Source organism: Limnohabitans sp. Rim47 (assembly GCF_001517545.1).
Classification (GTDB): Bacteria; Pseudomonadota; Gammaproteobacteria; order Burkholderiales; family Burkholderiaceae_C; genus Limnohabitans_A.
Genome location: NZ_FBYA01000003.1, coordinates 325298 through 342039, shown reverse-complemented (window position 1 = coordinate 342039; position 16742 = coordinate 325298). Strand labels below are relative to the sequence as shown.

Here is a 16742-nt window from a genome sequence, read left to right as displayed (position 1 = left end):
AAAAAACTTCAAAGCTTGCGGGCCACGCCCAGCAAGCGGTCCAGCAATTCGGGGTCTTGCTGCAAGGTGTCAGCAGCGCTGGCGTGCACCACGTTGCCGTGGTCCAGCACCACAGCGCGGTGGCTGATGCGCAAAATCGCTTGCGGGTGCTGCTCCACGATGATGGCCGACAAGCCCTCTTCACGGGTGATGCGGGCAATCGCACGCAGCAGCTCTTCCACGATGATCGGGGCCAGCCCTTCCAACGGCTCATCGAGCAGCAGCAAACGCGGGTTGAGTACCAGCGCACGGCCCACGGCCAGCATTTGTTGCTCGCCACCCGACAGTTGCGTGCCCAAGTTGGTCTTGCGCTCGGCCAGGCGCGGGAACATCTCGTACACGCGCTCGGGTGTCCAGGGTCGGCTCTCGCGACCACCTGGCCCTTTGCGCCCAGGCCGCTGCACCGCCGTCAGGTTCTCGTGCACGGTGAGCGATTTAAAAATATTGCGCTCTTGCGGTACCCAACCAATGCCCGCCGCAGCACGCTCGTGCGAAGGCAGTGTGTGCAGCGGCTGGCCACCCAAAAAAATCTGCCCGCCATGTTGGCGCGTGGCCCCGGCCAGCGTGTCCATCAGGGTGGTTTTGCCTGTGCCGTTGCGGCCCAGCAAGGCCAGGGTTTCACCCTCACCCAGCGACAGGCTGATGTCGTTTAACACCACCGCTTCGCCATAACCTGCACGCAGGTTTTCAACTTTCAACAATTCAGCCATGGGCCACCTCCTCGCCATGCCCCAGGTACACCGCTTTGACTTGCGGATCGGCCGCAATCGCTTCGGGTGTGCCTTCGGTCAACACAGCGCCATTGACCAGCACCGTGATGCGGTCGGCAAATTCAAACACCAGATCCATGTCGTGTTCGATCAACAAAACCGACACCTCGGCAGGCAAGGCCGCCACGGTCTGCAGCAGCTCTTCGCGCTCGCCTGCGGGCACGCCCGCCACCGGTTCATCGAGCAACAAGACCTTGGGCTCACAGGCCAGCGCGATCGCCATCTCCAGCAAACGGCGCTTGCCATAAGCCAAAAACTCGGTGCGCTGGTGCATGACTTCGGTCAGGCGAAACAATTCGAGCAGCGCTTCGCAGCGCTCAACCACCGCCGTGTCTTGGCCCAAGACCTGCCACCAGCGCCCGCCCAGGCCGCGCTGCTGCGAGACCACCATGGCCAGCGTTTCCAAAGGCGTCATGCTGGCAAACAACTGGTTGATCTGAAAGGTGCGCACCAGGCCTCGGCGCACGCGCTGGTAAGGGGCCAACTGGCTAATGTCTTCGCCCAGCAACTCAATGCGGCCCGAAGTGGGCGGCAAAACGCCAGTAAACAAGTTGATGAGCGTGGTCTTGCCCGCCCCGTTCGGGCCGATCAGCGCATGGCGTGCGCCCAGACGCAAGGACAGATCCACCTTGTCCGTGGCCGTGATGCCCCCAAACTGCTTGACCAGACCTTGGGCCTTCAACACGATGGGTGGGTTAACAACTGATGAATTCATTGCGCACCGCCTTTCTGGTCAGCCGCACGGCCAAACCACAGCCATGGGCGGATCAGGCGTTCACGCCCGACCATGACCAGCACCACCAAAAACAGGCCAATCCAGAAGGTCCAGTATTGCGGCGTGATGCCAGAAATCACGTCGTGCATGAGCTTGAACACCACCGCACCCACCACCCCGCCGTACAGCCAGCCCACGCCGCCGATGACCAGCATCAGCATCACGTCGGCCGAGCGCTCCAGCGCAAACACATCGAGCGAAGCAAAACCAGTGGTCTGCGCCATCAAAGCACCCGCTGCGCCAGCCAAAGCCGCCGCCACGGTATAGACCACAGCCAGACGGTTGTGCACCGGGATGCCAATGGCCATGGCCCGCAACGGGTTGTCGCGCACCGCCATCAACGTGGCGCCCCAGGGCGAATGCACAAAGCGCCGCGCCAGCACAAAAAGCGCCAGCAAGACGGTCAGCGAGTACCAAGCTGCGGTTTGGCCATACAGGTCAAACTCGAAACGACCCAGCACCGGGCCCATCACCACACCTTGCAAACCGTCCGAGCCGCCCGTGAGCCAATCGAGCTTGTTGGCCAGCTCCATCAAGATCAGAGCCATGCCCAGCGTGACCATGAGCCGCGTCAGATCGGTGCCGCGCAAAATGGTGAACGAGCAGACCGCGCCCAGCAGCGTGGCACAAAAAGTGCCAAAAATCAGTCCGGCCAAAGGGTCGGGCATCACATGCTTGGCAAACAGGGCCGCAGCATAAGCGCCAAAACCCAGAAACGCCGCATGGCCCAGCGACACGATGCCGGTATAGCCCAGCACGAGGTCAAGCGACACCGCAAACAAAGCAACGATGGCCACCTCGTTGACGATCAGGGCATGACCGGGCAATGCGAAAGGCAAGACAAAAGCCACCAGCCAGACCAATGGCTCCCAGCCCCGAATGCGGGCGCTGGATAAAAGTTGTTGACGAGCCTCCATTTCAGCGGCCTCCTTTGCGCACAAACAGCCCTTGCGGACGCCAGATCAGGATTGCGATCATGAGCAAGTAAACGATGAACGAACCGAGTTTGGGCATGTAGTACTTGCCCGCCACATCGGCAACGCCCAGCAACAGCGCCGCCCACAGCGGCCCAGTGATCGACGAGGTGCCGCCCACGGCCACCACGATCAAAAAGTACACCATGAACTTGAGCGGAAAGGTGGGGTCCAGTCCCAGCACTTCGGCGCCCAAAGCCCCGCCCAAACCAGCCAGGCCAGAGCCCACGGCAAAGGTGGCGGCAAACACCAGGTTCACCCGAATGCCCAGCCCTGAGGCCACACGGGCATCGTCCACGCTGGCACGCAAGCGACTGCCAAAACGGGTCTTGGCCAGAATGAATTGCAGGCCCACCGTGAGCGCCGCGCACACGGCGATGATGAACAACCGGTAGTGGCCCATGCCCAAAGCGCCATCCCACAGCTCGGTGCGACCGCGCAGCCATTCGGGCAGCTGCATGATCTGTTGCTGCGAGCCCATGAAGTAATCCATGCTGGCCACCGACATGAAGGCCAAACCAATCGAAAACAACACTTGGTCCAGGTGTGGCTTGCGGTACATGCGGCGGTAAAGCGTGCGCTCGAGCACCGCGCCCAACAAGGCAGCGCCCGCAAATGCCAGGGGCAAACACCACAAAAAGGGCACATCCCAGCGTTGCATCAGCACCACCGTCAAATACCCACCCGCCATGGCAAAAGCCCCGTGCGCCAGGTTGATGAAGTTCATCAAGCCCATGGTCACAGACAGGCCGACCGCCAGGATGAAAAGCAGCATGCCGTAGGCAATGCCGTCGAAAAGAATGGTCAACATGTGTTTTGAAGTTGGTTGCGGCTCGCGCTACGCACACGCAGCGCGAGCCTGCAAGAGATGGATGCCCGATCGCATCGGGCATGACTTCATCTGCCAGATCAGCGGGCCTTGCCCGGATCTTTCACGTCCTTGATGGTCGCAAACTCTTGGTTGTAAAGCTGGCCGCCGACCTTTTCCACCTTGCGGATGTAGATGTTGTGCACCACGTCGCGGGTTTGCGCGTCGATGAACATCGGGCCACGGGGGCTTTCAAACACTTGGCCTTTCATCGCGTCAAGCAAGGCCTGGCCGCCCGCACCTTTGGTGGCTTTGGCCGCTTCATAAATCACGCGCATGCCGTCGTAACCGCCCACGGCCATGAAGTTGGGACGCAGGCCGTTGTTGGCTTTCTCGAAAGCAGCCACAAACTTCTTGTTCAAGGGCGAGTTGTGCGATGCCGAGTAGTGGTGCGAAGTGACCACGCCATTGGCCACATCGCCCATGCTGTTCAAAATATCGTCATCGGTGATGTCACCGGTGCCGATCAGCTTGATGCCCGCTTTGTCCATGCCGCGCTCGGCAAATTGCTTCATCAGCGCGGCACCTGCGCCCGAGGGCACGAACACATAGACCGCATCGGGCTTCAAATCACGTACTTTTTGCAGGAAAGGGGCAAAGTCGGGGTTGCGCATGGGCACGCGCAGGGTGTCGAGCACCTGGCCGCCATTGAAGATCAGGCGGTCCTTGAAGTACTTTTCTGCATCGATGCCTGGGCCGTAATCGGCCACCAGAGTCACGACTTTCTTGATGCCATTGTTGGGTGCCCAATCGGCAATCGCCACGGCGGCTTGGGGCAAAGTAAAGCTGGTGCGCACGATGAACGGCGAGGCTTGCGTGATGCTCGAAGTCGCTGCTGCCATCACCACCAAAGGGGTTTGGGATTGGGTGGCGATCGGTGCCGTGGCAAACGCCAACGGTGTCAACCCAAAACCGGCCAACACGCTGACTTTGTCATTAACGACCATTTCTTGCGCAATGCGCTTGGTCACGTCGGGGGCGCTGGTGTCGTCTTTCACGATCAGCTCCACCTTTTTACCCGCCACCATGTCGCCGTTTTGCGCCATGTACAGGCGCGCTGCGGCTTCGATCTGCTTGCCGGTCGAGGCAAAGGGGCCCGTCATGGGCAAGATGAGTCCGATCTTGAACTTGTCTTGCGCCATGGCAGTCGTGGCACTGGCCGCGACAGCGGCGCAGGCGATGGCACGGAGGAAAAATCGTTTTTGCATGCAGGTCTCCAGTTGTTGAAAGCAGAATTAAAAAATCAGCGTTGAGAAAGCGGTGTGTTCTTTTGCGTGCGAATGAGCTGCACACCCGGCATGCCCCCTTGCTGCGGGTTTTGCATGGCCAGGCCCAGGTTGTGCCTGGCCAGGCGCGAGTGCTCTCGCATCAAGGCTTCTGCGCGACCGGCTTCGCGCTGCGCAATGGCATCCAGCACTTGCCGGTGCTGGTGCTGCGCCACCATCAGCATGTCGCGGGCATCAGGATTGTGGGCTTGTACCCCGACAAAGCCCGAGGCGGAGGCGAAAGGCAAACTCGATGCACGTTCGATCTCGCGTGCCAGCACCGCGCTGTCGGCCATGCCGGACAACAACTTGTGAAACTGACCGTTCAGACGCACATAAGCAGAAAAGCTGTCGTCGTCCAGGGTGCCTTGACGCAGCAGCAGGTCAATCTGGTCGAGGCATTCGGTGGCTAGCTTGAGCACCGCCGGGCGCACGCCGCGCTCTGCAGCCAAGCGAGCGGCCAAGCCTTCCAACGTCCCGCGCAACTCGATCGCATCGGCCACTTCGCGCTCCGAAAAGGTACGCACCGCATAACCGCCGCTGCTCAAGGCTTCAAGCAAGCCCTCTTGGCCCAAGCGCATCAAGGCCGCACGGATGGGGGTGCGCGACATGCCCAATCGCTCCACCAAGGCCAATTCGGCGATCCGGCTCCCACCGGGCAAGTCGCCCGCCAAAATCAATTCGCGCAGTCGTTGCTGTGCCTTGACGGCTTGCGAGCCGCCTTCTTCGGCAGCTTCAGACTCTTGGATGCGAACGGATAGTACAGACATAGACGAGTTGGTAAAAATGAGATTAAACCACCAAGAAGGCCAATCCTGTATACAGAAAATCCCTTAATTTTCAATTATTGCCCAATTTTTAAGCATTTACCTTGGTTTATGTATTCATCAAGATGCCTCGTGTAGCGATTCAAGGCGGCGACAATCAAGCCCTCATGCGAGGAGCGCCCTGATGGATTTGCGATTACTGGACTTTGACTGCAGCGAAGACGCCGATGGCGTGGTCTGCTGGGACGCCTTGGCGCAGCCACAAACCCATCACAACCGTACGCTGCTGCAAGAGGTGTCGCAGGTGTTGGCCTGGGCCTTCTGTTTTGACGTGCAAGGTCCCGGTTCGCTGGAAGACGGCGCGAACTGGGACTTTGACTTGCAAGCCACGCTGCACCCGAGCGGCCAGCCACCAGTGACTGCGGTCATTACGTTCAGTCCGGTCACCCGGGACATCACCATCACGCCCCCGGCCTCAGACCAGCGCATCGAACTGAGCTTGAGCCTGAGCGGCACGCCCGGCTTTGCACAGGCCTTTCGCGACCATTTTGGTGCGTCATGACGCCACACACACCTTCGCCCGTCAGCTTCAAGCAGGCACTTCCATTCTGGTTCCGGCTGGGCTGCATCAGTTTTGGCGGGCCCGCCGGACAGATCGCCCTGATGCACGAAGAGCTGGTGGTGCGCCGCCGCTGGCTATCGGAAAAGCGCTACCTGCATGCACTTCATTACTGCATGCTGCTGCCCGGCCCCGAGGCGCAGCAACTGGCCACCTACATCGGCTGGCTGATGCACGGCACCCGAGGCGGTATCGCTGCGGGGGCCTTGTTTGTGCTGCCGTCTTTGCTGTTGTTGGTGGTGTTGAGCTGGGCCTACACCGCTTGGGGCAACCACCCCTGGGCTGAGGCACTGCTTTGGGGCCTCAAGCCCGCCGTGACGGCGCTGGTGCTGCACGCCGCTCACCGCATGGCCCAACGCACCCTGAAAGCCCGCTGGCTTTGGGTTCTGGCCAGTTTGTCTCTGCTGGGCATGTTGTGGGGTTTGCCATTCCCCCTGATCATTTTGGGATCGGCAGGCGTGGGTTATTACATGTCACGCACGCATTCAAAGCAGCGCACACCCCCTTCGGCGCAGGTGTCGTCTTTTGCCGCAGAGACCGCCGCTTGGCTGAATGACCACTCGCCCCAACAGCCACACACCCATTTCAGTCCGCACCGTTTGTGGCGCGCACTGGCCCTGGGTGTGGGTTTGTGGGCACTGAGTCTGGGGCTGATTGCCCTGCTGTTCGGCGCAGGCCACACCCTCACGCAGATGGGTGGCTTTTTTACACAAGCGGCGTTGCTGACTTTTGGTGGCGCCTACGCCGTCCTGCCTTTTGTGACACAGGCAGCGGTGGTGCAATACGGTTGGCTGACGGCAGCGCAAATGATGGACGGCCTGGCGCTGGGCGAGACCACACCCGGACCGTTGATCATAGTGGTCGCATTCGTGGGATTTTTGGGTGGGCACAGCCAAGCCTTGCTGGGCTATCCACTGCTGGGCGGCTTTGTGGCCGCTTGCGTGGTGACCTGGTTCACGTTTTTGCCTTCGTTCGTGTTCATCCTGGCAGGCGGGCCGCTGGTCGAATCGACACGTCACATGCCTTCGCTGACCGGGCCACTGCAAGGCATCACGGCGGCCGTGATCGGCGTGATCGTGCATCTGGCTGGTGTATTTGCGCGCCAGACCTGGCTGCCTGGCGGCTGGCACATGCTGCCCGACTTGAGTGCACTGTTGCTGACCTTGCTGGCAACATGGGCCTTGGTCAAGAAAGGCTATGGCGTGGTGCGCGTGCTGGCCGCCTGTGTCGTGCTGGGTTTACTGAGGTCTGCCTTGCTGTAAGCCCTGCGGCTTGCACAAATTCGCTCAACTCGCGGCATTGAATTGCAGCGCCGCCAGGCTCGCGTACAGCCCGCCTTTGGCTTGCAACTCGGCATGGGTGCCCTGCTCCATCAGGCGACCACGCTCCAGCACCCAGATCACGTCGGCGCGTTGCACCGTGGCCAGGCGGTGTGCAATCACCAGCGTGGTGCGGCCCACCATGGCTTTGTCCAACGCGGCCTGTACCATTTTTTCGCTTTGCGCATCCAGCGCGCTGGTGGCTTCGTCCAGCAACAAGAGCGGTGGGTTTTTGAGAATCGCCCGCGCAATCGCGATGCGCTGACGCTGGCCGCCCGACAAGCGCACGCCCCGATCACCCAGGTAAGTGTCAAAGCCCTCGGGCAGATCGCGAATGAACTCCTGCGCATAGGCTGCTTCGGCTGCGGCCTGCACTTCTGCCAGGCTTGCATCGGGCCTGCCGTATCGGATGTTCTCGATCACCGAGCCCGAAAAAATCACCGGCTCCTGCGGCACGATGGCCATGCGCTGGCGCAGATCGTGCAGATCCATCTGGTCAATCGGCACGCCGTCGAGCACGATGCGGCCGAACTGAGGGTCGTGAAAGCGCATCAACAAATCGAACACGGTGGTTTTGCCCGCACCACTGGGGCCGACCACCGCCACCGTTTGACCCGGGTGAACTTGCCCATTGAGCTGGTCCAGCGCCCACGTGTCTGGGCGTGAGGGGTAGTGAAACCGAACCGACTCCAACTGCAAAGACGATCCGCCCTGCGGCCAAGCGGGCTGTTGCGGCTGTGCGGCGATCTTCAGGTTCGACTCGGTGTGCAGCAATTCCATCAAGCGTTCGGTCGCGCCGGCGGCCCGCAGCATGTCGCCATAAACTTCACCCAGCACCGCAAAGGCGCTGGCCAGCAAGATGACATAAAAAACCGTCTCGCCCAGCTGCCCCGCCGTGCTGGTACCTGCCCGCACAGCCAACGTGCCCATGTACAAACCCCACAGCAAGACCGCGCTGGAGGCCATGATGATGAAGCCCACCAGCACCGCCCGTGCACGAATGCGGCCCAGCGCCGTGCCCAAGGCGCGGGCGGTTGAATCGATGAAGCGGCGGGTTTCGCGTCCCTCAGCGGTGTAGCTTTGCACCACGGTGATGGCGTTCAGCACCTCGGAGGCGATGGCACTCGAGTCGGCCACCCTGTCTTGGCTGGCGCGCGACAAACGGCGTACCCGGCGGCCAAGGTACACGCTGGGAAAAATAACCGCCACCAGCACCGCGACCACCTGCAGCATGAGCATGGGGTTGGTCCAGACCAACATGCCCAAGGCCCCAGCGCCCATGACCAGGTTGCGCAAGCCCATTGAAAAAGACGAGCCCACCACGGTTTGCACCAGGGTGGTGTCGCTGGTCAAGCGTGACAGCACTTCGCCCGATTGCGTGGTTTCAAAAAAGGCAGGGCTTTGCCGGAGCACGTGGCTGTACACCGCATTGCGCAGGTCGCCCGTGATGCGCTCGCCCAGCCAGCTCACGGTGTAATAACGCCCAGCAGAAAACACCGCCAAAGCCGCCGCTACCGCAAAAAGCCGCAAAAAGTTACCCGACAACTGTTCGACCGACGCCCCGGTGGACAGGCCTTGGTCGATGAGCTGACGCAAGACCCAAGGGAAAGCCAGGGTCGTGCCTGCTGCCAGCAACAAAAACAAGGCGGCCAAAACCAAGGCCAGACGGTAAGGCTTCAAAAAAGGGACTAGGCCCGATAGCGATTTGGGAGAGGCGGACATGGGCAGCAGTCATCGAAAAGTGGTCGCTGCAAGCATACCGGCAAAAACGTCCACCTGATTTCAGGGTGTTTGCAGAGGACAATCTGGGTTTCGCCTGACCAGACCACCATGAACAATTTACCCCCTTGCCCCCAATGCCACGACGAATTCAGTTACCCCGATGGCGAGCTGCTGATCTGTCCCAGTTGCGGCCATGAATGGAACCCCGCTGAAGCGCCCGCTGCAGAAACCGCCAAAATCTGGAAAGATGCCAACGGCAATGTGCTGCAAGACGGCGACACCGTGACCTTGGTCAAAGACCTGAAGATCAAAGGCTCGTCCTCGGTCGTGAAAGTGGGCACCAAGGTCAAAAACATCCGCCTGATCGAAGGTGACCACGACATTGATTGCAAGATTGACGGCTTTGGCCCAATGCAACTCAAAACCGAGTTTGTGAAAAAAGTCTGACCATCGGCATGAGCGAAGACAACCAGATTGACATGCCGCAGAGCTTCACGGCCTTGTATGTGCTGCCCGGCAAAATCAAACCGCGCATCGGCCAACACGAGATGGTCGAACGCTATGAGCTGTGTGAAGACCTGGCCAACCTGCTGACCGAAAAAGCGGCCACCATGCAATTCACCCTGGGCATCACTGAAGAGCTGGTGCTGCAGCAATGCGAGCTGGGGCTGCTGGCCGAGCCCATCGTGGTCTCGCCCGCCGAAGCACGCTGGGTGGTGTGTCGCCTCGCGGAGTTGCTCAACTGGCCGATGGCCCAGTTACTGCAGTCGCCAATCCCCAAAGAGCCGATCAAGTCTGTCACCTAAGCTAACGCGTTGGCATCGCAAGCTGCCAAGATGCGGGCATGACTGTTCCGCACCATGACCTGCAGCGCCTGCTGACCGCCCCGATCTTGCCCACCTTGCTGCGCTTGGCCGCGCCCAATGTGATGGCCATGGTCATGACCGTGCTGGTGGGCATTGCAGAAACCTACTACGTAGGCCGTCTGGGCACCGCCCCACTGGCGGCCATGGCCTTGGTGTTTCCGTTTGCCATGCTCACGCAAATGATGTCGGCCGGAGCCATGGGCGGTGGTGTGTCGGCGGCCATCAGCCGCGCCTTGGGCGCATCGGACTTGCCGCGAGCACACACCTTGCTGCTGCATGCCTTGGTGATTGGTTTGGGCGCGGGCGCGTTGTACAGCGCCATCTTTTTGATCTGGGGCCCGTCTTTTTATGCCCTGCTGGGCGGCCAAGGCCAAGTGCTCACAGAAGCCGTGCGCTACGGCCAGGTCTTGTTTGCAGGCGCTTTGCTGGTCTGGCTCATCAACACGCTGGCGTCCATTGTTCGGGGCACGGGCAATATGCGTGCGCCGTCTGTGGCACTGGTTGCCACAGCGGTTTTGCAAATCGCATTGGGTGGGGTGCTTGCGTTGGGTGCGGGCCCCGTGCCAGCCATGGGCATGGTGGGTGTGGCGCTTGGGCACATCATCGCCACTGCGGCGGGGGTGGTGTATTTCCTCTGGTACCTGGTCAGCGGCCAAGGCCGTCTGACGCTCAAACTGGACAGCTTGCAGCTGCAAGGAAGCATGTTTGCCGACATCCTCAGAGTGGGCGCTGTGGCCTGCCTGTCGCCCGTGCAATCGGTGTTGGCGATTTTGATTTTCACGGGTCTGCTGGCCCAAAAGGGCACGGAAGCACTGGCCGGTTACGGCATCGGTCAGCGGCTGGAATTTTTGTTGATCCCCATTGCCTTCGGCATTGGCGTGGCTTCGGTGCCCATGGTGGGCATGGCCATCGGTGCGGGCCAAGTGGCACGGGCAAGGCGCGTCGCCTGGGTGGCAGGAGCCGTGTCGACTTTTAACTTGGGGCTGATCGGTGCAGTGGTCACGCTGGCCCCTGATGCCTGGGCGCGCTTGTTCACACAAGACGAAGCCGTATTGAGCTATGCGCGTCAATACCTGGTAACGACCGGTCCGGCCTTTGCATTTTTTGGCTTGGGCCTGACGCTCTACTTTGCATCGCAAGGCGCAGGACAGGTCATCGGGCCGGTGCTGGCGGGCACGGTGCGTCTGATTTTGGTGGCCGGGGCAGGCTACTGGCTGGCACAACAACAGGCCACTGCAGGCCATTTTTACGTCTTGGTGGCCGTGGCCATGGTGCTTTATGGCGTGGTCACAGCCGCTGCAGTGAAGATCACGCCATGGGGGGTATCGCGCTAAGTGGCCATCAAATTGCCTTGTCCAAGCCCAGCAAACGCACGGCGTTGCCCTTCAAGATGCCGGGCATCACTTCGGGTTTGAAACCTGCTACTTCAAAGTCCTTGATCCAGCGCTCCGGGGTGATGAGTGGGTAATCGCTGCCAAACAAAATCCGGTCTTTCAAGAGCGTGTTGGCGTACTGAATCAGTTGCTTGGGAAAGTATTTGGGACTCCAGCCCGACAGGTCGATCCAGACATTGGGCTTGTGTGTCGCCACACTCAGCGCCTCGTCCTGCCATGGAAAGCTGGGGTGCGCCATGACGATCTGCATGTCGGGGAAGTCAATCGCCACATCGTCCAGGTGCATGGGGTTGCTGTAGGCCAGGCGCAGGCCGCCGCCGCAGCGCATACCCGACCCGATGCCACTGTGACCCGTGTGAAAAATGGCTGGCATTTTGTGCGCATTGATCACTTCGTAGATCGGCCAAGCCATCTTGTCGTAAGGGTGGTAGCCCTGCACGGTGGGGTGAAACTTGAAGCCCCGAATACCTTCTTCCTTGATCAAGCGCTCGGCTTCGCGTGCGCCCATCTTGCCTTTGTGGGGGTCAATGCTGGCAAAGGCAATCATCATGTCGCTGTTCTCGCGTGCGGCCTTGGCGATCTCTTCGTTCGGTATGCGGCGGCGACCCAACTGAGATTCGCTGTCCACTGTGAACATGACCAACCCCATGTTGTGCTGACGGTAATAAGCCACGGTCTCGTCAATGGTGGGGCGGCGGTTACTGCCAAAAAACTTATCGGCGGCGCGGTCGTATTCCTCACCGTAGTTGTCAAAGGGGTTCCAGCAACTCACTTCAGCATGGGTGTGAATGTCGATGGCGATCAGATCTTCGTGTTTCATAAGGTCACTCCAAAATTTCAAGAGGGTGGAACAGTGGGCCGCGGACAAGCCCGTCGCCATGGTCAAAAAGTTCACATTGGGGTGTGACACATCACCCACCACTCATCACCCATCCGCGCCGGGTGTGCATTAAGTTCTAACGACGGCAAGTATAGACAGCACGGTCGCCAAAGTAGCCGCCTTTGAGACAAGGAAAAGGCAGACGCGCGCACCGTGGGCAAGCTGCTGAGAGGTACTTCAAAGTGGGCTATTGCAAAAAGGAAGTGCGCCCAACCTAGGGAAACCACCAAGCTCATAAAGCACACGAAACACGCACAATAATCGTTATTAACAATAACCTTTTAAGCACACTCGGATTCACCCGAGCCCTGACCGGATACAACGCACATGACTGACTTGAACACACCTATTTACGACCGCGCCGCAGCCCATGGCGTCACTTTGGAGATGCAAGGTGCTGTTGCCGTGGTGCGTTTGTGCCGTCCCGCCAAGCGCAACGCCTTGAACGACGGCCTGATTGAAGCGCTGCGTGATGTGTTTCAAAATCTGCCCGCCGAAGCCGGTGCTGCCGTGATCCACGGTGAAGGCGATCACTTTTGCGCCGGGCTCGATTTGTCAGAGCTCAAAGAGCGTGATGCGGGCGAAGGCATTCACCACTCGCGCAGCTGGCATGTGGCTTTGAACGCGGTCGAGCAAGGCCGCGTGCCTGTGGTCGCAGCCCTGCACGGCGCTGTGGTGGGTGGCGGTCTTGAGCTGGCCAGTGCTTGCCACATTCGCGTGGCCGATGACAGCACCTTCTTTGCATTGCCCGAAGGCACGCGCGGCATTTTTGTAGGCGGTGGCGGCTCGGTGCGCATTCCCAAGCTCATTGGCGCTGCACGAATGACCGACATGATGTTGACGGGCCGTGTCTACAACGCGCAAGACGGTGAGCGCGTGGGCTTGTCGCAATACCTGGTGCCCGCTGGCACCAGCCTGGCCAAAGCGTTGGAACTGGCCACACGCATCGCCACCAATGCACCGCTGACCAATTTCGCCCTGATGCACGCCCTGCCCCGCATTGCCGAGCAACCCGCCGACCATGGCTTTTTTACCGAGGCCTTGATCTCGTCGATCGCTCAAGCCGCACCAGAAGCCAAAGCGCGCGTGCGTGCGTTTTTAGAAGGCAAGGCCGCCAAAGTTAAAAAAGCCGACTGAACAGCGGTCGCAGGAGACAAATATGAGCGCCCCCCAATTCCGCCCCCTGAAGTTCGGCGTCACCCGCGTCAATCTGCGTGACGGCGTGCCTGGCACGCATTACCTGACAGCAGAACAGCCTTTGCAGCCCTTTGCACAACGCATGACTGACCGGCTGCAGCACTGGGCACAAACCAAACCCGAGCGCTCCTTCATGGCGCGGCGCATCAAGCAAGCCGACGGCGCACTGGGCGACTGGAAACACATCAGCTACGCCCAAGCCTGGGACACGGCCAGGCGCATTGCACAAGGCCTGATCAACCGAGGGCTGAATGCCGAACGACCCATCGTCATCCTGAGCGAAAACAGCCTGGAACACGCCCTGCTGGCCTTGGGTGCCATGGTGGCGGGCGTGCCTTATGTGCCCACCTCGCCGCCCTACTCTTTGGTGAGCGTGGACTACGACAAGCTCAAGCATGTGCTGCGCACGGTCACACCGGGTCTGGTGTTCGCATCAGATGCCCGCTATGCCAAAGCCATTGCGGCCACCGTCAGCGATGACATGGAAGTGGTGATGGTCGAAGGCGGCGTAGCAGGCCGCGAGGTGACAACATTCGAGAGCCTGTGCGCCACCGTTGCCACAAACGACGTTGACAGCGCAATGGCGGCCACTGGCCCCGACACCATCGTCAAATTTTTGTTCACCAGCGGCTCGACCAAGCTGCCCAAAGCCGTCATCAACACCCAGCGCTTGTGGTGCGCCAACCAACAGCAAATGGCGCAGTCCATGCCGGTGCTGGCTGAGAAAGAGCTGGTCCTGGTCGACTGGCTGCCTTGGAACCACACCTTTGGCGGCAATCACAACGTGGGCATGGTGATTTACCACGGGGGCACTTTGTACATTGACGACGGCAAGCCCACGCCCGCGCTCATCAATGAAACGCTGCGTAATTTGCGCGAGATCGCTCCCACGGTGTACTTCAACGTGCCCACGGGCTTTGAAGCCATTGCCAATGCCATGAAGACCGACGATGCCCTGCGCAAAACGCTGTTGTCGCGGGTGCAAATGTTTTTCTACGCCGGTGCTGCCCTGGCGCAGCCGATCTGGGACAGCCTGTACGAATCACAAGAGCGCGAAATCGGTGAGCGCATTGTCATGGGCACAGGTTTGGGCATGACCGAATCGGGCCCTTTTGGCATCTTTGTGACCAACCCCTTTGTTCAAGCAGGTGATCTGGGTGTACCCACCCCCGGTTTGGAACTCAAGCTGGTGGACATGCAAGGCAAAACCGAGGTGCGCTACCGTGGCCCCAACATCACACCCGGCTACTGGCGCAACGCCGAAGAAACCGCAGGCGCTTTTGACGAAGAGGGCTTCTTCAAAACCGGCGACGCGGTCAAATGGATCGACGAAACCGATGTGCACCTGGGCCTGAAATTTGATGGCCGCATTGCCGAAGACTTCAAGCTGGCCACCGGCACTTTTGTCAGCGTTGGCCCACTGCGCGGCAAGATCATTGCCGCCGGTGCGCCCTACATTCAAGACGCGGTGCTCACCGGCATCAACATGAAGGAAGTCGGCGCCATGATCTTCCCAACGCCTGCCGTCAGAGCGTTGAGCGGCTTGGGCGCAGAGGTGCCGATGGCAGACGTGCTGGCGTCAGCCCCGGTGCTGGCCAAATTTCAGGTCATCGTCAATGAATTGGCCAAATCCGGCACTGGCAGTGCCAACCGCATCGCCCGCCTGTGTCTGCTGTCTGAACCGCCCACCATCGACAAAGGCGAAATCACCGACAAAGGCTCGATCAACCAGCGCTCAGTGCTGACGCACCGGGCCGACACCGTGGCCGCCTTGCATGGCGACACGCTGCACTGCATCGTCAAGCCCCAAACGTAAACCATTCACTTGTCATGCTCCGCGAACACGGGCATCCATGCCTTCGATGAACATGGTTGCCCGATCAAGTCGGGCATGAAGAAACCCCAGGAAAAATAATGACAGCCAAAGGATTCTTCAACGCGTTTGCCGATGTGTGGATGCACGAAGGCGTGCGCACACCCATGGTCGATTACTGCGGCGCATTGGGCCACATCTCACCCACCGACCTGGGCATCAAAGCCGCTCGCGAGGCACTAAAGCGCGCGGGCATCGCCGCCACTGAGATCGGTTCGGTCATCACCGGCAACATGGCCCCTGGCGACTTTGACCAGTTTTTTTTGCCACGCCACATCGGGCTTTACGCAGGTGTGCCGCAAGAAGTGCCCGCCATCATGACCCAGCGCATTTGCGGCACGGGCTTCGAGTTGTTCCGCCAAGCCGGCGAACAGATCGAAGCAGGCGCCTGTGAAGCCGCGCTGGTGGTCGGCACCGAGAGCATGACGCGCAATCCGATTGCCGCCTTTGACCACCGCACCGGCTTCAAGCTGGGTGCGCCCGTGGGCTTCAAGGACTACATGTGGGAAGCACTGAAAGACCCGGCCGCTGGCATCAACATGATCCAGACCGCCGAAAACTTGGCCAAAAAATACAAAATCACCCGCGAAGAGGTGGACCAGTTTGCATCCGACTCGTTCGCCAAAGCGGTGGCTGCGCAAGAAGCCGGATTTCTTGCCGGCGAGATCGTGCCGGTGATCACCGAAAAATTTGAGCTCGAATGCTACAAGGCCCGTGGCATCAAGCTGCAAGGCAAAGTCACCGAAATCAGCGCGGACACCCACGCCCGCATTTCGCCTGTGGAAGTGCTGGCCAAGCTCAGGCCAGTCTATGAAGGCGGCGTACAAACCGGTGGCAACAGCGCGGCATTGGTCGACGCTGCTGCGGCTTGCGTGGTCACATCCGGCGCGTATGCCTCTGCCCACGGCAAAAAGCCTTTGGCGCGCGTGGTCGCTGCGGCAGCGGTGGGTGTGCCACCCGAGATCATGGGCATCGGTCCAGCGCCGGCCATCCGTTTGTTGCTCGAGCGCACGGGCTTGAAGCTGTCCGACATCGGACGCTTTGAAATCAACGAGGCCCAAGGCGCACAAACCCTGGCTGTGGGCCGTGAGCTCGGCCTCGATTTGTCCAAGCTCAACGTCAACGGCGGGGCGATTGCGCTGGGCCATCCGCTGGCCGCAACTGGTGTGCGTTTGACCATTACGCTGGCTCGTGAGCTCAAGCGCTCAGGGCTGCGCTACGGCATTTCCAGCGCCTGCGTAGGTGGCGGTCAAGGCATTGCGCTCTTGATCGAAAACCCAGAAGGCGTTTGAATGGATGCGATTGACTTTGACTTCCCATACCCATGTCATTCTCAATTTTTTGTCATTCCCGCGAATGCGGGAATCCATGCCTTCGCTGAGCCTGGATGCCCGATCAAGTCGGGCATGACAAA

At 60.1% G+C, this 16742-nt stretch carries 16 protein-coding genes; 8 read left to right on the top strand and 8 right to left on the bottom strand.

The features are described from left to right. Positions 1 to 8: 8 nt before the first annotated feature. The 6 genes from BN3544_RS09445 to BN3544_RS09420 form a co-directional block, all read right to left on the bottom strand. A complete protein-coding gene (locus BN3544_RS09445) occupies positions 9 to 749 on the bottom strand; it encodes an ABC transporter ATP-binding protein (protein WP_019430302.1) in 741 nt (246 codons plus the stop codon). Then, a complete protein-coding gene (locus BN3544_RS09440; protein WP_026036714.1) occupies positions 742 to 1524 on the bottom strand; it encodes an ABC transporter ATP-binding protein in 783 nt (260 codons plus the stop codon). The genes BN3544_RS09445 and BN3544_RS09440 overlap by 8 nt, the downstream gene beginning before the upstream one ends. Further along, positions 1521 to 2501: a branched-chain amino acid ABC transporter permease gene (locus BN3544_RS09435; protein ID WP_026036715.1), complete on the bottom strand. Its 981-nt coding sequence runs from the start codon at positions 2499 to 2501 to the stop codon at positions 1521 to 1523. The genes BN3544_RS09440 and BN3544_RS09435 overlap by 4 nt, the downstream gene beginning before the upstream one ends. A 1-nt stretch (position 2502) precedes the next feature. Then, complete coding sequence (locus tag BN3544_RS09430) at positions 2503 to 3369, bottom strand: branched-chain amino acid ABC transporter permease (RefSeq protein ID WP_019430305.1); 867 nt, start codon at positions 3367 to 3369, stop codon at positions 2503 to 2505. A 98-nt stretch (positions 3370 to 3467) separates the two neighbouring features. Further along, a complete protein-coding gene (locus BN3544_RS09425; RefSeq protein ID WP_019430306.1) occupies positions 3468 to 4634 on the bottom strand; it encodes an ABC transporter substrate-binding protein in 1167 nt (388 codons plus the stop codon). A 35-nt stretch (positions 4635 to 4669) separates the two neighbouring features. Continuing rightward, positions 4670 to 5461, bottom strand: a complete 792-nt coding sequence (locus BN3544_RS09420; RefSeq protein WP_019430307.1) for a GntR family transcriptional regulator — start codon at positions 5459 to 5461, stop codon at positions 4670 to 4672. Positions 5462 to 5642: 181 nt separating this feature from the next. Between BN3544_RS09420 and BN3544_RS09415 the strand changes: the two genes are divergently transcribed. Together BN3544_RS09415 and chrA are read left to right on the top strand one after the other, a co-directional pair. After that, a complete protein-coding gene (locus BN3544_RS09415) occupies positions 5643 to 6020 on the top strand; it encodes a hypothetical protein (protein WP_019430308.1) in 378 nt (125 codons plus the stop codon). Next, positions 6017 to 7339 (top strand): chromate efflux transporter, encoded by a 1323-nt coding sequence (gene chrA / locus BN3544_RS09410; protein WP_019430309.1) that lies wholly within the window; start codon positions 6017 to 6019, stop codon positions 7337 to 7339. Before BN3544_RS09415 ends, chrA begins: the two co-directional genes overlap by 4 nt. A gap of 24 nt (positions 7340 to 7363) precedes the next feature. Here the strand turns inward: chrA and BN3544_RS09405 are convergent, their stop codons facing one another. Then, on the bottom strand, positions 7364 to 9118 hold the full coding sequence (locus BN3544_RS09405) for an ABC transporter transmembrane domain-containing protein (protein ID WP_019430310.1): 1755 nt from the start codon (positions 9116 to 9118) through the stop codon (positions 7364 to 7366). Between the two features lie 108 nt (positions 9119 to 9226). Between BN3544_RS09405 and BN3544_RS09400 the strand changes: the two genes are divergently transcribed. Genes BN3544_RS09400 through BN3544_RS09390 form a run of 3 tightly spaced genes read left to right on the top strand, consistent with a single transcriptional unit; the run spans position 9227 to position 11318 of the window. Continuing rightward, positions 9227 to 9565, top strand: a complete 339-nt coding sequence (locus tag BN3544_RS09400; RefSeq protein ID WP_019430311.1) for a zinc ribbon domain-containing protein YjdM — start codon at positions 9227 to 9229, stop codon at positions 9563 to 9565. Between the two features lie 8 nt (positions 9566 to 9573). Continuing rightward, positions 9574 to 9924 carry a hypothetical protein gene (locus tag BN3544_RS09395; protein WP_019430312.1) on the top strand — a complete coding sequence of 117 codons (351 nt, stop codon included), beginning with the start codon at positions 9574 to 9576 and terminating at the stop codon, positions 9922 to 9924. Between the two features lie 38 nt (positions 9925 to 9962). Further along, on the top strand, positions 9963 to 11318 hold the full coding sequence (locus BN3544_RS09390; RefSeq protein WP_019430313.1) for an MATE family efflux transporter: 1356 nt from the start codon (positions 9963 to 9965) through the stop codon (positions 11316 to 11318). A 7-nt stretch (positions 11319 to 11325) separates the two neighbouring features. Here BN3544_RS09390 and BN3544_RS09385 read toward each other — a convergent pair whose 3' ends face one another. Next, the gene (locus BN3544_RS09385) at positions 11326 to 12198 is read right to left on the bottom strand and encodes an amidohydrolase family protein (protein ID WP_026036716.1); all 873 of its coding nucleotides are present in this window, start codon (positions 12196 to 12198) and stop codon (positions 11326 to 11328) included. 387 nt (positions 12199 to 12585) lie between these two features. Here BN3544_RS09385 and BN3544_RS09380 point away from each other — a divergent pair, with 387 nt between their 5' ends. The 3 genes from BN3544_RS09380 to BN3544_RS09370 all read left to right on the top strand — a co-directional run bounded on the left by BN3544_RS09380 (position 12586) and on the right by BN3544_RS09370 (position 16620). Further along, a complete protein-coding gene (locus BN3544_RS09380) occupies positions 12586 to 13395 on the top strand; it encodes a crotonase/enoyl-CoA hydratase family protein (RefSeq protein ID WP_019430315.1) in 810 nt (269 codons plus the stop codon). 22 nt (positions 13396 to 13417) lie between these two features. Beyond that, positions 13418 to 15271 (top strand): feruloyl-CoA synthase, encoded by a 1854-nt coding sequence (locus tag BN3544_RS09375; protein ID WP_019430316.1) that lies wholly within the window; start codon positions 13418 to 13420, stop codon positions 15269 to 15271. Positions 15272 to 15369: 98 nt separating this feature from the next. After that, the gene (locus BN3544_RS09370; RefSeq protein WP_019430317.1) at positions 15370 to 16620 is read left to right on the top strand and encodes a thiolase family protein; all 1251 of its coding nucleotides are present in this window, start codon (positions 15370 to 15372) and stop codon (positions 16618 to 16620) included. Positions 16621 to 16742 lie beyond the last annotated feature (122 nt).

Excerpts from the sequence above, each read along its gene's own strand:
- BN3544_RS09445 (WP_019430302.1), bottom strand. The coding sequence starts at position 749 with ATGGCTGAATTGTTGAAAGTTGAAAACCTGCGTGCAGGTTATGGCGAA.
- BN3544_RS09440 (WP_026036714.1), bottom strand. The coding sequence starts at position 1,524 with ATGAATTCATCAGTTGTTAACCCACCCATCGTGTTGAAGGCCCAAGGT.
- BN3544_RS09435 (WP_026036715.1), bottom strand. The coding sequence starts at position 2,501 with ATGGAGGCTCGTCAACAACTTTTATCCAGCGCCCGCATTCGGGGCTGG.
- BN3544_RS09430 (WP_019430305.1), bottom strand. The coding sequence starts at position 3,369 with ATGTTGACCATTCTTTTCGACGGCATTGCCTACGGCATGCTGCTTTTC.
- BN3544_RS09425 (WP_019430306.1), bottom strand. The coding sequence starts at position 4,634 with ATGCAAAAACGATTTTTCCTCCGTGCCATCGCCTGCGCCGCTGTCGCG.
- BN3544_RS09420 (WP_019430307.1), bottom strand. The coding sequence starts at position 5,461 with ATGTCTGTACTATCCGTTCGCATCCAAGAGTCTGAAGCTGCCGAAGAA.
- BN3544_RS09415 (WP_019430308.1), top strand. The coding sequence starts at position 5,643 with ATGGATTTGCGATTACTGGACTTTGACTGCAGCGAAGACGCCGATGGC.
- chrA (WP_019430309.1), top strand. The coding sequence starts at position 6,017 with ATGACGCCACACACACCTTCGCCCGTCAGCTTCAAGCAGGCACTTCCA.
- BN3544_RS09405 (WP_019430310.1), bottom strand. The coding sequence starts at position 9,118 with ATGTCCGCCTCTCCCAAATCGCTATCGGGCCTAGTCCCTTTTTTGAAG.
- BN3544_RS09400 (WP_019430311.1), top strand. The coding sequence starts at position 9,227 with ATGAACAATTTACCCCCTTGCCCCCAATGCCACGACGAATTCAGTTAC.
- BN3544_RS09395 (WP_019430312.1), top strand. The coding sequence starts at position 9,574 with ATGAGCGAAGACAACCAGATTGACATGCCGCAGAGCTTCACGGCCTTG.
- BN3544_RS09390 (WP_019430313.1), top strand. The coding sequence starts at position 9,963 with ATGACTGTTCCGCACCATGACCTGCAGCGCCTGCTGACCGCCCCGATC.
- BN3544_RS09385 (WP_026036716.1), bottom strand. The coding sequence starts at position 12,198 with ATGAAACACGAAGATCTGATCGCCATCGACATTCACACCCATGCTGAA.
- BN3544_RS09380 (WP_019430315.1), top strand. The coding sequence starts at position 12,586 with ATGACTGACTTGAACACACCTATTTACGACCGCGCCGCAGCCCATGGC.
- BN3544_RS09375 (WP_019430316.1), top strand. The coding sequence starts at position 13,418 with ATGAGCGCCCCCCAATTCCGCCCCCTGAAGTTCGGCGTCACCCGCGTC.
- BN3544_RS09370 (WP_019430317.1), top strand. The coding sequence starts at position 15,370 with ATGACAGCCAAAGGATTCTTCAACGCGTTTGCCGATGTGTGGATGCAC.